General features: G+C 38.2%; 12 protein-coding genes. 7 read left to right on the top strand and 5 right to left on the bottom strand.

From position 1 onward, the window contains the following. Nucleotides 1-28: 28 nt before the first annotated feature. From rnc to ABS768_RS11750, 3 genes are all read right to left on the bottom strand, one after another. On the bottom strand, nt 29-769 hold the full coding sequence (gene rnc, locus ABS768_RS11760) for a ribonuclease III (RefSeq protein WP_330443227.1): 741 nt from the start codon (nt 767-769) through the stop codon (nt 29-31). 10 nt (nt 770-779) lie between these two features. After that, the gene (gene fabF, locus ABS768_RS11755) at nt 780-2,033 is read right to left on the bottom strand and encodes a beta-ketoacyl-ACP synthase II (protein ID WP_408075156.1); all 1,254 of its coding nucleotides are present in this window, start codon (nt 2,031-2,033) and stop codon (nt 780-782) included. A 193-nt stretch (nt 2,034-2,226) separates the two neighbouring features. Then, nucleotides 2,227-2,463: an acyl carrier protein gene (locus ABS768_RS11750; protein WP_019037482.1), complete on the bottom strand. Its 237-nt coding sequence runs from the start codon at nt 2,461-2,463 to the stop codon at nt 2,227-2,229. 180 nt (nt 2,464-2,643) lie between these two features. On the opposite strand from ABS768_RS11750, the gene purN reads away from it, so the two are divergent. Both purN and rnhA read left to right on the top strand, forming a co-directional pair. Next, the gene (gene purN, locus ABS768_RS11745) at nt 2,644-3,207 is read left to right on the top strand and encodes a phosphoribosylglycinamide formyltransferase (protein WP_408075155.1); all 564 of its coding nucleotides are present in this window, start codon (nt 2,644-2,646) and stop codon (nt 3,205-3,207) included. A 59-nt stretch (nt 3,208-3,266) separates the two neighbouring features. Next, entirely contained in the window at nt 3,267-3,746 is a 480-nt protein-coding gene (gene rnhA / locus ABS768_RS11740) for a ribonuclease HI (RefSeq protein WP_408075154.1), read from the top strand. A gap of 342 nt (nt 3,747-4,088) precedes the next feature. On the opposite strand, the gene ABS768_RS11735 is transcribed toward rnhA, so the two are convergent. Then, on the bottom strand, nt 4,089-4,595 hold the full coding sequence (locus ABS768_RS11735; protein WP_408075153.1) for a VOC family protein: 507 nt from the start codon (nt 4,593-4,595) through the stop codon (nt 4,089-4,091). Between the two features lie 202 nt (nt 4,596-4,797). Between ABS768_RS11735 and ABS768_RS11730 the strand changes: the two genes are divergently transcribed. Together ABS768_RS11730 and ABS768_RS11725 are read left to right on the top strand one after the other, a co-directional pair. After that, nucleotides 4,798-5,742, top strand: a complete 945-nt coding sequence (locus ABS768_RS11730; protein ID WP_408075151.1) for a PfkB family carbohydrate kinase — start codon at nt 4,798-4,800, stop codon at nt 5,740-5,742. Nucleotides 5,743-5,799: 57 nt separating this feature from the next. Next, nucleotides 5,800-7,698: an amidophosphoribosyltransferase gene (locus ABS768_RS11725; protein WP_408075150.1), complete on the top strand. Its 1,899-nt coding sequence runs from the start codon at nt 5,800-5,802 to the stop codon at nt 7,696-7,698. A gap of 308 nt (nt 7,699-8,006) precedes the next feature. Here ABS768_RS11725 and ABS768_RS11720 read toward each other — a convergent pair whose 3' ends face one another. After that, nucleotides 8,007-8,615 carry a superoxide dismutase gene (locus ABS768_RS11720; protein WP_408075149.1) on the bottom strand — a complete coding sequence of 203 codons (609 nt, stop codon included), beginning with the start codon at nt 8,613-8,615 and terminating at the stop codon, nt 8,007-8,009. 122 nt (nt 8,616-8,737) lie between these two features. Here ABS768_RS11720 and ABS768_RS11715 point away from each other — a divergent pair, with 122 nt between their 5' ends. The 3 genes from ABS768_RS11715 (at nt 8,738) to ABS768_RS11705 (ending at nt 14,621) form a co-directional block, all read left to right on the top strand. After that, complete coding sequence (locus ABS768_RS11715; protein ID WP_408075148.1) at nt 8,738-11,890, top strand: UvrD-helicase domain-containing protein; 3,153 nt, start codon at nt 8,738-8,740, stop codon at nt 11,888-11,890. Nucleotides 11,891-11,928: 38 nt separating this feature from the next. Next, a complete protein-coding gene (kbl, locus tag ABS768_RS11710; protein ID WP_408075147.1) occupies nt 11,929-13,122 on the top strand; it encodes a glycine C-acetyltransferase in 1,194 nt (397 codons plus the stop codon). 110 nt (nt 13,123-13,232) lie between these two features. Beyond that, nucleotides 13,233-14,621, top strand: a complete 1,389-nt coding sequence (locus tag ABS768_RS11705; protein WP_408075146.1) for an OmpA family protein — start codon at nt 13,233-13,235, stop codon at nt 14,619-14,621. Nucleotides 14,622-14,645 lie beyond the last annotated feature (24 nt).

Raw genomic sequence — 14,645 nt, 5'->3', positions numbered from 1 at the left:
AAACGTTATAGTTTGCTGTTAAATTCATTTATTTTTTGTTAATTTTTTCCTGAAATGCAAAGTAGGCTCTTTGAGATGCTTTTTCTTCGGCTTTCTTTTTAGAAGTTGCCCTGGCTTTTGCTACAATTTTTCCGTCAATTTTTAAGCGTACGCCAAAATGCTTAACGTCTTCATTGCCGTTGTCTTCAAAAACATCGTAGTGAAACTGTTTTTTTTCTTTTTGGCACCATTCAATAACCAGGCTTTTGTAGCTAATAACCTTTCCTTCAAGTTTAGGAATGTCTACATAAGGTACAATTACCTTTTTATTGATGAATTTTTCACAGTAAGTGAACCCTCTGTCAAGGTAAATAGCTCCTACAAAGGCTTCAAAAAGGTTACCGTGTATGTTTTCGCCAAAGTGTTGTGCAGATACTTTACTCTCAACCCATTTTATAAGGTTAAGGTCACGCCCTAATTCATTTAAGTGTTCGCGGCTCACAATTTTAGAGCGCATTTTGGTAAGGTAACCTTCGTCTCCGGTAGGTACCTCTTTAAACAGGTGTGCTGCAATTACAGACCCCAGCATGGCATCTCCCAAAAACTCAAGGCGCTCGTAGTTTATAGGGTTGCCGTTTTCATCTGTTTTGTTTGAAGAGCGGTGTGTAAACCCTTTTCGGTAATGTGATAGATCTACCGGGTTAAATCCCAGTATTTTTCTCATTTCTTCAAAAAAAATCCCGTCTTCAGGAGAGCGGGATTTATTAAATATTTTTTTTATAATGCCCATTAAAGGATAATTATAATTCCAGTTTTTTAACCAATACGCACGCGTTGTGGCCACCAAAACCAAAGGTATTGCTCATGGCAACCTTTACATCTCTTTTCTGAGCTTTGTTGAAAGTGAAGTTTAGTTTTGGGTCTATGTTCTCGTCATCAGTGAAATGGTTGATGGTTGGAGGAACAATTCCGTGCTTTATTGAAAGTATTGAAGCGATTGCCTCTATAGCCCCGGCAGCACCAAGAAGGTGACCTGTCATGGACTTTGTTGAGTTAAGGTTAAGGTTGTATGCGTGCTGGCCAAATACTTCAAGTATGGCTTTAGACTCGGCAATATCCCCAAGCGGAGTAGATGTACCGTGCATATTAACAGCATCAACATCTGATGGTTGTAAACCTGCATCCCTTAAACAGTTAAGCATAACATTTTTAGCACCAAGCCCTTCTGGGTGTGGAGCAGTAATGTGGTGAGCGTCGGCACTCATACCGCCTCCGCCAATTTCGCAGTAAATAGTAGCGCCCCTTGCAATGGCATGCTCATACTCTTCGATAACAAGCGAACCTGCACCTTCACCAAGTACAAAACCATCACGGTCTTTGTCCATTGGTCTTGACGCTGTTTGTGGATCGTCGTTTCTTGTAGAAAGTGCGTGCATAGCGTTAAAACCACCCATACCAGCAATGGTAACGGCAGCCTCACTACCTCCGGTAACCATAGCATCGGCATGGCCTAAACGAATGTAGTTAAAAGCGTCTATTAAAGCATTTGTTGATGATGCACAGGCAGAAACCGTTGTGAAGTTAGGTCCTCTAAAGCCATATTTCATAGAAATGTGACCACCTGCAATATCAGCTATCATTTTAGGAATAAAGAATGGGTTGAATTTTGGAGTACCGTTACCGGCAGCAAAATTCATTACTTCTTCCTGGAAAGTCTCAAGACCTCCAATACCTGAACCCCAAATTACACCTACTCTGTCTTTATCCAGTTTATCAAAATCAAAATTGGCATCTTTTACAGCCTCATCGCTAGAAACAATGGCGTACTGTGCGTAACGGTCCATTTTTCTTGCTTCTTTTCTGTCTATAAAATCTTCTACCTTGAAATTTTTTACTTCGCAGGCAAATTTTGTTTTGAAGTTAGTCGTATCAAAATATGTAATAGGGGCAGCACCGCTAACTCCGTTGATAAGGCTGTTCCAGTACTCCTCAACGTTGTTTCCTATAGGTGTAAGGGCGCCTAAGCCGGTTACTACAACTCTTCTTAATTTCATAAGTTAAATTTTATAGTTTCAATTTATAGAACAATACCCATGCGTCTCTATTGAAAATAATAAGAAAACATGGGCATCAGGATATATTATGAAAGGAATAACCCGTTCATTTTATCAAAGCGTTTAACGCAAACGTTGGTAAGACAATAAATAAGAACATCCATGCATCAGATACATGGATGTATATTATTTATTATTTTTTTGCTTCTTCTATGTAAGAAATAGCCTGACCAACAGTAGAGATGTTCTCAGCCTGATCGTCTGGAATCTGAATATCAAATTCTTTTTCAAACTCCATAATAAGCTCAACAGTGTCTAGTGAATCTGCTCCTAGATCATTTGTGAAGCTAGCCTCTGTTACAACCTCGTTTTCGTCAACACCTAATTTGTCTACGATAATCGCTTTTACTCTTGATGCAATGTCTGACATAATCTTTAATTTTAGAATTTAAATTGATGGCAAAAATAAAAAACTTTATTTTAAAACCATGTTTTACTAAAAAAATGTGACTACTAAAATAAAAAATTAATTTCAGAAATTTGCCAGAGAGCCTTTATTTTACAGTTTATTATTCTTTTTTTTGCACTTTGAAAAAAAATTAAAAAAGGTATGAAAAACATAGTACTTTTTGCTTCAGGAGGGGGGTCTAACGCCGAAAAAATCATGGATTATTTTGGTAAAAAAGACGAATTTAATGTTGTTGGACTGTTTACTAACAATCCAAATGCGGGTGCAATCAGCAGGGCAAAAAGCTATAATGTGCCTGTTTTTGTGTTTAACAGGGAGGAGCTAAATGGCAATATTGTGCTTAAAAATGTACAAAATCTTAACCCTGATGTTATTGTTTTGGCCGGATTTTTATGGAAATTCCCGTCCAATATAATAGCTCAATATCCTGATAAAGTAGTAAATATACATCCTGCATTGCTCCCCAAATATGGCGGAAAAGGTATGTATGGTATGCATGTTCATACTGCTGTTTTGGAAAATAAAGAGGAGGAAAGCGGTATTACCATACACTATGTGAATGATAATTATGATGAGGGGAATGTTATTTTTCAGGCTACGGTAAAAGTGTCTGACTGTGTTACTCCTCAGGAAGTAGCATCAAGGGTACTTGCTTTGGAACACGAACACTTCCCAAGGGTTATAGAAGAGTTTTTGAGTAAGTAATCTGATAATTAAGTTCTTTTCAAATGAAAATCACCATATAATCAAAATACACAAAAATAATGGCACACCAAATACATATATATACTGATGGCGCGGCTAAGGGGAATCCCGGGCCGGGTGGCTATGGTGTGGTTATGGAACAGGTGGGTACCGGTTATAAAAGGGAGTTTTATGAAGGTTTCCGACTTACTACCAATAATCGAATGGAACTGCTGGCTGTTATTGTTGGTCTTGAAAAGCTAAAAACTCAGGGGATGTCGGTACTTGTGGTGTCTGATTCCAAGTATGTGATTGACTCAATTACTAAAGGCTGGGTTTTTGGTTGGGAGAAAAAAGGGTATGCCGGTAAAAAAAATCCAGATTTATGGAAACGTTTCCTGAAAATATACAGACAACACAAAGTAGATTTTAAGTGGGTAAAGGGGCATAATAATCATCCTCAAAACGAACGTTGTGATCAGTTGGCTGTAATGGCATCACAACAGCCTGTGCTTAATGTTGATGCTTATTATGAGGCTGAAGGAGAGAAGTTATTGTAAAACTATTTTGGCCAATTATAACTTAGCCATATAAAAAAGGAGCCTAATAGTAATAAACAAATTAAAGAGCTGTATAAAATCCCTGTTCCTATTTTCTGTATTAATAGATTTGTTTTTTGATATCGCATTATTAGGCCGAGTAACAAACATAAAAAAGGAATTCCGAAAGCAAATTCTGGGCTGTCGAGTACTTTGATTATGCAAACAAATAGTGTTAATACAATAAATGTGGCTAAAGCTGATATGGTTCTTACCATTGAGTTGGTTTTCTGTTTGGGTTAAAAATAGAAAATCCGCTACAAATTAATGCTGCGGATTAGTAGTATTCCTGTAAAAAAACTTTTAACTATTAAAAGTTTCTTCCAGTTTTGCGATGTCCAGTTTTTTCATCTGTAGCATGGCATTCATTACCTTTCCGGCTTTTACTCTGTCCGGATCGCTAATTAGTGTAAAAAATGCTTTAGGGATAACCTGCCATGATACCCCAAATTTATCTTTAAGCCAACCGCATTGTTGTGATTCTGGATTCCCGCCTTCGCCAAGTTTATCCCAGTAATAATCAACTTCTTCCTGGTCTTTACATTTAATAATAAAGGAAACTGATTCGTTTAAATGGAATAATGGACCTCCGTTTAATCCTACGAATTTGGTGCCGTGTACCATAAACTCAACCGTCATTACGGCTCCTTCGGGCATACGGTGTATTTCCTGTCCTTCTTTGCCATAATGAGATGTGCTTAGTATTTCGCCGTCACTAAATACTGCGGTATAAAATTTAGCAGCTTCTTCGGCATTTCTGTCAAACCATAAATTAATAGTTAGCGGCTCTAAGTTTTTTGAATTTTTCATAATATATTATTTGATTGATTTTAAGAATATTACAAAGTTATATGTAATGGTTTGAGGGTAAAGGGTGAATAACAGACAAAGCGTGGTGTATATCCCGACAAACTATAAGAAAAGGCTGTTGTGGGTATAAATGAAATTTATTGACAAATTTGTTGTTATCCAACTTATGAAGTATCTTTGCAGCTTCATTTTTAAACTGTTTATGAATAAATTACTTATTGTAGGTTCAGTTGCTTTTGATGCTATCGAAACACCTTTCGGGAAAACCGATAAGATACTTGGTGGAGCAGGGACTTATATTGGCTTAGCGTCTTCTTTTTTCAAAGTGAAGTCGGCCATCGTTTCGGTAGTAGGAGAAGACTTTCCTCAAGAACATATCAACTTATTTACAAACAGGGGAATTGACGTTTCGGCCATCGAGGTGGTAAAAGGCGGAAAAACCTTTTTTTGGAAAGGGCGTTACCATAACGATCTTAACTCAAGGGATACCTTAGAAACGCAATTAAACGTACTTGGCGATTTTCAGCCTAAAGTTCCTCAAAACTTCAAAGATGCCGATGTGGTAATGCTGGGGAACCTGCACCCGTTGGTACAGATTAGTGTGCTTGACCAAATGGAAAAAACACCTAAACTTGTAGTGCTTGACACCATGAACTTTTGGATGGACTGCGCCCTGCCTGAACTTAAGGAAGTTATAAAACGTGTGGACGTTATTACTATTAATGACGAGGAGGCAAGACAACTTACCGGAGAATACTCCCTTGTTAAGGCAGCAGCTAAGATTCATGAAATGGGGCCTGAGTATGTAGTGATTAAAAAAGGAGAGCACGGCGCATTGTTGTTTCATAACAAACAGGTGTTTTTTGCACCGGCACTTCCGCTTGAAGAGGTGTTTGACCCAACAGGGGCGGGAGATACTTTTGCAGGAGGATTTACAGGTTATATAGCTCAAAGCGAAAACCTGTCGTTTAATAATATGAAGAACGCCATAATTTATGGCTCGACCCTTGCCTCATTTTGTGTAGAGCAGTTTGGTACCCAACGAATGGAGGATGTTTCCAAAGAAGAGGTTATAGACCGCCTGCAACAATTCAAGGCATTAACCCAGTTTGATATATCACTGGATTTAGAAAACGAAGAAGAGTAAAAAATACTAAGGCCTCATTGTGGGGCTTTTTTTAATAAACACGACAATAACACAACTATGAGCGACGCTTTAAAGCATGAATGTGGTATAGCACTTTTAAGATTACGTAAGCCTTTAGAGTATTATAAAGAAAAATACGGTACGGCCTTTTACGGAGTGCAAAAAATGTATTTGCTGATGGAAAAACAGCACAACCGCGGGCAGGATGGTGCCGGGTTTGCCAGTGTGAAAATGGATGTTAAGCCAGGTCAGCGCTACATAAGCAGGATACGTTCTAACAAGCAGCAACCTATACAGGATATATTTACCCAGATAAACGGAAGGATTAATGAGGAGATGATTGCGCATCCTGAATATGCTAACGATGTGCAGCTTCAAAAAGAAAATGTACCTTATGTAGGTGAGGTGTACTTAGGGCACGTGAGGTATGGTACGTTTGGTAAAAACAGTATAGAGAGCGTTCACCCTTTCCTTCGTCAAAACAGCTGGATGCACCGCAACCTTATTGTTGCAGGTAACTTTAACCTTACTAATGTTAAGGAGCTTTTTGACAGCCTTGTAGAGTTAGGGCAGCATCCTAAAGAACTTGCTGATACGGTAACTGTAATGGAAAAGATAGGTCACTTTCTTGATGAAGAAGTGATTGATTTATACCAGGAATGTAAAAAAGAAGGTTTCAGCAAACTTGAAGCTTCTGCAGAAATTGCTAAGAGACTTAATATAGCAAACATACTTAAACGTGCCTCTAAAAAATGGGATGGTGGTTATGCTATGGCAGGTATGATGGGTCATGGGGATGCTTTTGTGATGAGAGATCCTGCAGGTATTCGTCCGGCATACTACTATCAGGATGATGAGATTGTGGTAGTTGCTTCAGAAAGGCCGGTTATTCAAACCGTTTTCAACGTTCCGTTTGAATCAGTTCAGGAATTAGATCCGGGACATGCTGTAATCGTTAAGAAAGACGGTAGTATGGACATTGAAGAAATCAACCCTGCATTACCTAAAAAAGCATGTTCGTTTGAAAGGATTTATTTCTCAAGAGGTAGCGATGCCGAGATATATGAAGAGCGTAAACAGCTTGGTCGTTTAGTGTTACCGCAGGTACTTGAGGCGATTGAAAGCGATACCGATAACGCAGTATTCTCATATATCCCTAATACGGCAGAAACTTCTTTCTTTGGTATGGTTGAGGCGGCACAGGACTTCCTTAATAAGAGAAAGAACGATTATATACTTGATAACAAGGATACATTAACCGAAGATAGCCTGAGAGAGTTGCTTTCGGTTAAAATCCGTACAGAGAAAGTAGCTATCAAGGATGCTAAGCTAAGAACATTTATTACTGAAGACAGTAGTAGGGATGATTTAGTGGCTCACGTTTATGATGTTACTTATGGTGTTATCAAACCGGAAGATAACCTGGTTATTATTGACGACAGTATTGTAAGGGGTACTACGCTTAAAAAGAGTATAATCAAAATGATGGACAGGCTTAATCCTAAGCGTATTGTTGTAGTTTCTTCTGCTCCGCAAATCAGGTATCCTGACTGTTATGGTATTGATATGGCGAAGCTGGAGGGTCTTATTGCCTTTAAGGCAGCTCATGAACTTCTTATTGAAAGAGGTATGGAGCATATTGTTGAAGATGTTTATAAGAAATCGAAAGCACAGGAAAACCTTCCTGATAACGAGGTGATAAACTACGTTAAAGAGTTTTACGCACCGTTTACAGACGAGGAGATTTCTAACAAGATAGCTGAAATGCTAAGTTCGGATGAGATTGATGCTGAGGTTAAGATTATTTACCAAAGCGTAGAGAACCTTCACAAGGCGTGTCCGAAGAATTTAGGTGACTGGTATTTTACAGGTGAATATCCTACTCCGGGAGGTAACCGTGTGGTTAACAGAGCCTTTATTAATTTTTACGAAGGAAACGACGCAAGAGCCTATTAATGAGGTTGTAAAGGTTTGTTAATCAGGATTAAAAGTTGCATTTCGTCGATTATTTAAACTTTTTACCTGATTTTTTACCGAAAAACTTGCAAATTATCAATCGTAATCTTAGTTTTACAGCAAAATAGCATTAGTAAATTAATTTTTACGGTATTTTTGGGGGCAAAGAAGGGGAAACATCGTTTCCCCTTCTTATTTTAAAAGCATTTCAATCGTTTAATATATTGCTGTTTACAGCAAAAAAGGGAGCTCAAATGAACTCCCTTTTTTATTTTTTTTATCAAACTGTAAACACAGTTTGATAATTTTTATTTTTCGTTAGCATAACGTCTTGCTACTTCTTCCCAGTTTACTACGTTAAAGAAAGCCTCAATATAGTCAGGTCTTCTGTTTTGGTAGTTTAGGTAGTAAGCGTGTTCCCAAACGTCAAGTCCCAGTATTGGAGTACCTCCGCAACCCACTTCCGGCATTAACGGGTTATCTTGGTTTGGAGTAGAGCAAACTTCAAGTTTACCACCTTTGTGAACGCATAACCAAGCCCATCCTGATCCAAACTGTGTAGCGGCAGCTTTAGAGAATTTTGCTTTGAACTCTTCAAAAGAACCAAAAGCTTTTTCTATAGCAGCTTCAAGTTCACCTGTTGGCTGGCCTCCTCCTTTTGGAGAAAGTATTTGCCAAAACAGGTTGTGGTTGTAAAAACCACCACCGTTATTTCTAACCGCACCGTTAGCCGGGTCCAGGTTAATTAAAATATTTTCAATTGTTTTACCTTCTAAGTCAGTTCCAGCTATGGCGTTATTTAGGTTGGTAGTATATGCATTATGGTGCTTTGTATGGTGTATTTCCATAGTGCGGGCATCAATATGTGGCTCCAGCGCATCATACGCATACGGAAGTTTTGGTAATTCAAAAGCCATAATATGTCAAAATTTAAAGATTAATATTAATTTTAATCCAAATTTAGAAATTTTACGCTTTATAACGAAATAAGATTTTGTTATAATTTATCTTACTAAATCCTAATTTCATAAAAAACGGAGTGAAAAAAGCTGCTTTTTCAATATACAACGCTTCTGCTGGCTCGGGTAAAACCTATATGCTTGTAAAAGAGTATTTAAAGATACTTCTGCTGGCAGGAAGCGACGATGCCTACAGAAAAATACTGGCCATTACTTTTACCAATAAGGCGGTGGAGGAAATGAAAAACAGGATTATTGCTAACCTGTCTGAATTTTCTAAAGATGAACCTGATATTAAGGCTGAAGGTTTAATGAAGACGCTTTCGGTAGAAACCGGGTTGTCACTGGCCACTATCAAAGATAAATCGAAAGCCATAATTAAGCATATAATTCATAATTATGCCTCGTTTGATATTTCTACGATTGATAGGTTTACACATAAGGTAATACGCGCTTTTGCGCACGACCTAAATCTTTCGGTGTCATTTGATGTGTCACTCGAAACCGATAACCTGCTTCAGGAAGCGGTAGACGCTATTATTGCAAAGGCAGGTGAGAATGATGTGCTTACCAATTTGCTTGTGGATTTCTCGGTAGATAAAACCGATAACGATAAGAGTTGGGATGTTACCTACGAGTTGTTTGAAATAGGGAAGCTGCTCATTAATGAGAACAATCGTAACGAGGTAGCACAGTTTAGTGATAAGCCTATAGAAGAATTTCTTTTTATAAAGGAGAAACTCAAACAGAATATTGAACAACTGGAAGAGGACAGCAGGCATACTGCCGATGCTATTTTTGCCCTGCTGGAGCAGAAAGGAATAGATCTTAAATCATTTTCCAGAGGTACATTTCCTAACCATATTGGTTACATACAAAAAGGGGAGCTGAAATCTACTCACAAGAAATACCACGAACCCGAAGATATAGCGGTGAATAAGGCGGCGAAAGACAGGGAAGTTATCGAAGGTATTTCGGGAGAATTGATAGTAATGCTAAAAAGAGCTTACGAGAATTATGAGAAAAAGAATTTTTATGAAGCCTTCCTTAAAAATATCACCCCGTTATCACTGCTTAATTCTATAAGTCAGGAACTGGAGCGTATCCAGAAAGAGCAAAATGTACTTTCGATATCCGAATTCAATGCTATTATATACAGGGAAATTCAAAACCAACCTGCGCCTTTTATTTATGAAAGGTTAGGGGAGCGATACAGGCACTTTTTTATAGATGAGTTTCAGGATACCTCACAAATGCAGTGGTTTAACCTGATTCCGCTTATTGATAACTCCCTCGCGTCTGAAGATATGGGGGTAAAGGGTTCACTTATGGTAGTGGGCGACCCGAAGCAGTCTATTTACCGTTGGCGTGGTGGTAAGGCCGAACAGTTTATAGAGCTTAGTAAGGAATACAATCCGTTTTCCAATCCCGATAAGGAAATTATAGAACTTGGTCAAAACTACAGGAGTTACAGTGAGGTAATTAACTTTAATAACGAACTGTTTGGTATGTTGTCGGGTGAATTTGATGATCCTGATTATAAAGATTTGTATGCCAATCACAGCAGGCAGGATTTTAACAGTAAAACGGGAGGATATGTAAATATCTCATTTCTTCCGGAAGTTCAGCAACCGGATGATGCAGAGGAAGCTCCCGATAAAAATCAGTTGTATCTTGAAGAGGTGCTTCAAACAATACAAAAGGTTAGGGAAAAAGGTTTTGCTTACAGGGATATTGTTTTGCTTACCAGAAAGAGACAACCGGGGGTATTACTTGCTAATTTTTTAACTGAGAATAAAATACCTATTCTTTCTTCTGAAACATTACTAATAGAGAATGCAGCTGAAGTGAAGCTTATTATTAATTTGCTTCGCTATCTGAAAAGTAATGCCAATAAGGAGGCTAAAGCACACTTTTTATATTTCGCGGCTACCAGTCAGGGTATGGGAGAAAAAATCCACGACTTTATAAGTGAGGGTATGGAACAGCCCGATGAAGAACAACTGGAAAACTGGTTGGCTGAACATAATATACATATTTCTTTCAGGAATTGCAGGAAGCGTTCCCTGTATGAGGCGGTAGAAAGCATAATAGATGCTTTTATAAAAGATAAGAGTAATCAGTCGTATGTGCAGTACTTCCTTGATCTTGTGTTGGAAAAAGATGTAAGGAGTCAGTCGGGTATATCAGACTTTTTAGAATACTGGGATAATAACAGATCAAAATTCAGTATTCCTTCTCCCGAAGGAAATGACGCTGTACGAATAATGACCATACATAAATCTAAAGGTTTGGAGTTTCCTGTTGTAATTTTCCCTTTTGCCGAGGAAGATTATGCCAAGTCGCCCCGAAGTAAAATTTGGCTGGAACTGGATGACGAGACTCTTGGTTTTCAAAAAGCACTTATAGACAGCAAAAAAGAGGTTGCCGAATATGGTGAAAAAGCATCACAGCTATACCATATAAAATCGCAGGAAGAATTACTTGATAACATTAATATACTGTATGTGGCACTTACCCGTGCAGAGGAACAGCTGTATATAATTTCGGGTAAGAACTTTACATCAAAAGGAGAGCTTACTAATAATATGTCATCCTATTTTATAAAATACCTTATGTATAAAGGGTTGTATGACGATGTGACTCTGGAGTATGAATTTGGTAGCCCTGATAAGATTTCTGATAAAGAGGAGTATGTTTCACATCAGGAAACCATTAAGGTAGTTAATGAAAGGTTTAGCCCGCGTGGGGTTAAAATTGCACAACGTGAATCACTTATGTGGGGTACTAACCAGTTAAAGGCAATTGAGTTTGGTAATGTGATGCATGAAATACTGTCATTCATCGAGACATCTTCAGATATTGATTTGGCTGTTGTTAAGGCAATAGAGGCCGGTTTGGTAACAGCTGCTCAGGAGCAGGATATTAAACAAAGCCTTGAATCTATTGTAAATCATGATGAATTAAAAGTCTTTTTTGCCGAGGGGGTTACGGTATTCAATGAGCAGAATATAATAAGAAGAGATATACAAAATATTAAGCCCGACAGGGTTGCAGTCAAAGAGAATAAGGCATGGCTGCTGGATTATAAAACGGGTGCACATCAACCTAAATATGAAATGCAGTTGGCCGAATATGAAATGGCACTGCAGGAAATGGGCTTTGAAGTTGCTAAAAAAGCCTTAGTCTATATAGGAGAAACCATAAATGTGGTACATTTGTCGCAAAATTAGAGTTGATTTATACCATAAAAATATTAAACTGATAAACTATGTACGGAAAAATCAAGAATTATTTAGAGCAGGAACTGGATGCTATTAAAGAAAACGGATTATATAAAAAAGAGCGTATTATCGCTTCTCCTCAGGGAGCAGAAATTACTCTTGATTCAGGACAAAAAGTACTTAACTTTTGTGCTAACAATTACCTGGGGCTTTCGTCTCACCCAGAGGTAATTAAGGCGGCAAAAGACGCGCTTGATACTCATGGTTTCGGTATGTCTTCAGTACGTTTTATTTGTGGTACACAGGATATACATAAAACACTGGAACAAAAAATAGCTGATTTTTACGGAACAGAAGATACTATTCTTTATGCTGCAGCTTTTGATGCTAACGGAGGCGTTTTTGAACCGCTTTTAGGAGAGGAAGATGCAATTATATCAGATAGTCTTAACCATGCTTCTATTATAGATGGTGTTCGTCTTTGTAAAGCAGGACGCTACCGTTATGAGAATAACAACATGGAAGAGCTTGAAAAGCAACTTATAAAAGCTAATGAAGATGGCAGAAGGTTTAAGCTTATTGTTACCGATGGTGTTTTCTCTATGGACGGGCTTGTAGCCCCTCTAGACAAGATTTGTGACCTTGCCGATAAGTATGATGCCATGGTAATGGTAGATGAATGTCATGCTGCTGGTTTTATTGGAGCGACTGGTAAAGGTACGCTTGAGGCTAAAAATGTAATGGGCAGGGTAGATATTATAACAGGTACTCTTGGTAAGGCTTTAGGTGGTGCTATGGGTGGCTATACTACTGCAAAAAAAGAAGTTATTGAGATATTGAGACAACGTTCAAGACCATACCTGTTCTCTAACTCACTGGCACCTTCAATTGTTGGGGCTTCAATTAAAGTTTTCGAACTGTTAAGTGAAAGTACTGAGTTAAGAGATCAATTGGAGTGGAATACCAACTATTTTAAAGATTGTATGAAAAAAGCAGGCTTTGATATTATAGACGGAGATTCTGCTATAGTTCCGGTAATGTTATATGATGCGAAGCTTTCTCAGGAAATGGCCGATAAACTTCTTGAAAAAGGAATCTATGTAATAGGATTCTTTTATCCGGTTGTTCCTAAAGATAAAGCAAGAATAAGAGTGCAACTTTCTGCTGCTCATACAAAGGAACATTTGGATAAGGCAATCGCTGCTTTTACACAGGTAGGGAGAGAATTAACGATAATTTAACTACATTTTCGGTTTTTAGGTAGGATAATTTGTATTAAATAGTTTTGTTGTTATTTCGTAACACGCTAAATTTGTCTACTATAACCTATTTGTAATTAAAATAAAAAAGTATGAAACATCTTAACAAATTAATCGTTGCTGCATGCATGGCAGTGGGCTTAAATGCTCACGCGCAGGACGAGAACAATCCATGGGCTGTCTCTTTTGGTGTCAATGCAGTTGATACCAGAACCAGTACAGCTGATGATTTTGGTGATAGATTCAGTGAGTTCTTTAATGCTAAAGATCATTGGAATATTATCCCTTCAGTTTCTTATTTAAATGTTTCCCGTTATGTTGGGCAAAACCTTTCGGTTGGCTTAACAGGATCGGTTAATAAAATTGACAAGCTTGTAGTTAAAGAAGGTGGAGAGCGTACTGTAATTAATCCGGGTGATGTAAGTTACTATGGTCTTGATGCCTCTGTTAAATACAGCTTCATGAACATGATCGGTTCAAAATGGTTTGATCCTGCACTTTATGTGGGTGGAGGTTACACTTGGATGGATGATAATGGAGATGCTACATTTAACTTTGGTGCTCAGTTTAACTTCTGGTTTACTGAAAACGTAGCTTTAACACTTCAGTCTGGTTACAAAAAATCATTTGCTGATAGCAGAATGGAGCTTCCTTCTCACTTCCAGCACATGGCGGGTCTTACTTTCAAATTTGGAGGAAAAGATACAGATAAGGATGGTATCTATGATAAAGACGATTTATGTCCAAACGAGCCAGGTTTAAAAGAATTCCAAGGATGTCCTGATAGTGACGGAGATGGTATTCCTGATAAAGATGACCAATGTCCAAACGAAGCAGGTACTGCTGAGTTTAACGGATGTCCTGATACTGACGGAGACGGTATTCCTGATAAAAATGATGCTTGTCCGGATGTAGCAGGTGTTAAATCACTACAGGGTTGTCCTGATGCTGACGGAGACGGTATTGCTGATAAAGATGATAAATGTCCAAATGAGGCAGGACCAAAAGAAAACGGTGGTTGCCCATGGCCAGATTCAGACGGTGACGGTGTACTAGACAAAGACGATATGTGTCCTGAAGTTAAAGGTACTGCTGCTAACCGCGGATGTCCTGAAGTTACTGAAGAAGTTATGAAACAACTTAACGACTATGCAAGAACTATCCTGTTCAATAGTGGTAAAGCTACTTTCAAAGAAGAGACTTATGAAGTACTTGAAAACATGAAAGAAATTTTAAAAGAGTACCCTCATGCTAAATTTAGCTTAGAAGGTCACACAGATAGCGATGGTAGTAATGCACTTAACCAAACATTATCTGAAAACAGAGCTCAGGCTGTTAAAACTTACCTTGTTGAGCATGGTATTGCTACCGACAGGTTAAGAGCTGTAGGTTTTGGTGAAACTAAGCCAATCGCTTCTAACAAAACGAGAGCTGGTAAAGCACAAAACAGAAGGGTAGAAGTTAAACTTATCAAAGATTAAGTTAACCCTCTAAAATAAATTGAA

Origin of the sequence: Flavobacterium rhizophilum, assembly GCF_046000485.1 — a bacterium.
GTDB lineage: Bacteria > Bacteroidota > Bacteroidia > Flavobacteriales > Flavobacteriaceae > Flavobacterium > Flavobacterium rhizophilum.
This window is presented reverse-complemented; position numbering and strand designations above follow the sequence as displayed.

What these genes read in the sequence shown, in the direction of transcription:
- rnc (WP_330443227.1), bottom strand. Translation starts at nt 769, where the DNA reads ATGGGCATTATAAAAAAAATATTTAATAAATCCCGCTCTCCTGAAGAC.
- fabF (WP_408075156.1), bottom strand. Translation starts at nt 2,033, where the DNA reads ATGAAATTAAGAAGAGTTGTAGTAACCGGCTTAGGCGCCCTTACACCT.
- rnhA (WP_408075154.1), top strand. Translation starts at nt 3,267, where the DNA reads ATGGCACACCAAATACATATATATACTGATGGCGCGGCTAAGGGGAAT.
- ABS768_RS11750 (WP_019037482.1), bottom strand. Translation starts at nt 2,463, where the DNA reads ATGTCAGACATTGCATCAAGAGTAAAAGCGATTATCGTAGACAAATTA.
- kbl (WP_408075147.1), top strand. Translation starts at nt 11,929, where the DNA reads ATGTACGGAAAAATCAAGAATTATTTAGAGCAGGAACTGGATGCTATT.
- ABS768_RS11705 (WP_408075146.1), top strand. Translation starts at nt 13,233, where the DNA reads ATGAAACATCTTAACAAATTAATCGTTGCTGCATGCATGGCAGTGGGC.
- ABS768_RS11735 (WP_408075153.1), bottom strand. Translation starts at nt 4,595, where the DNA reads ATGAAAAATTCAAAAAACTTAGAGCCGCTAACTATTAATTTATGGTTT.
- purN (WP_408075155.1), top strand. Translation starts at nt 2,644, where the DNA reads ATGAAAAACATAGTACTTTTTGCTTCAGGAGGGGGGTCTAACGCCGAA.
- ABS768_RS11725 (WP_408075150.1), top strand. Translation starts at nt 5,800, where the DNA reads ATGAGCGACGCTTTAAAGCATGAATGTGGTATAGCACTTTTAAGATTA.
- ABS768_RS11730 (WP_408075151.1), top strand. Translation starts at nt 4,798, where the DNA reads ATGAATAAATTACTTATTGTAGGTTCAGTTGCTTTTGATGCTATCGAA.
- ABS768_RS11720 (WP_408075149.1), bottom strand. Translation starts at nt 8,615, where the DNA reads ATGGCTTTTGAATTACCAAAACTTCCGTATGCGTATGATGCGCTGGAG.